Source organism: Acinetobacter sp. NIOH-H-8 (assembly GCF_046635365.1).
Lineage (GTDB): Bacteria > Pseudomonadota > Gammaproteobacteria > Pseudomonadales > Moraxellaceae > Acinetobacter.
Genome location: NZ_JBHDVN010000305.1, coordinates 1 through 404, shown reverse-complemented (window position 1 = coordinate 404; position 404 = coordinate 1). Strand labels below are relative to the sequence as shown.

Here is a 404-nt window from a genome sequence, read left to right as displayed (position 1 = left end):
GCATCAGCCTGCTGCGCAAGTTGCGCCGGGAGGGGCAGACCCTGCCCGAGCTCATCCAGACCGCCCGTGATGCCCTGGACGACCGGGTACTGGGGCTGGATGCAGGCTCCGACGACTACATGGTCAAACCCTTCGCCCTGCAGGAGCTCAACGCCCGGCTGCGCGCCCTGGTGCGGCGCAGCAAGGGGCAGGCCCAGGCGGTGCTGGAGTACGGGGAGCTGCCGCTCGGCCCCGCGTCACAACAGGTCACATCACGGGGCGCGCCGGTCATGCTCACCCCCCCCGCGTACAAGCTGTTGCAGGAGCTCATCACCCCGAGCGGCCGGGTATTGAGCCGGGATCAACTGCAGCAGAGACTCTACGGCTGGGACGAGGGGGCAGAGAGCAACGCGGTGGAGGTGCAC

1 protein-coding gene is annotated in these 404 nt (G+C 69.1%); it reads left to right on the top strand.

The window, feature by feature from the left end:
* On the top strand, positions 1–404 hold a 404-nt coding region (locus ACEWB7_RS18365), incomplete at both ends, for a winged helix-turn-helix domain-containing protein (RefSeq protein ID WP_411581144.1).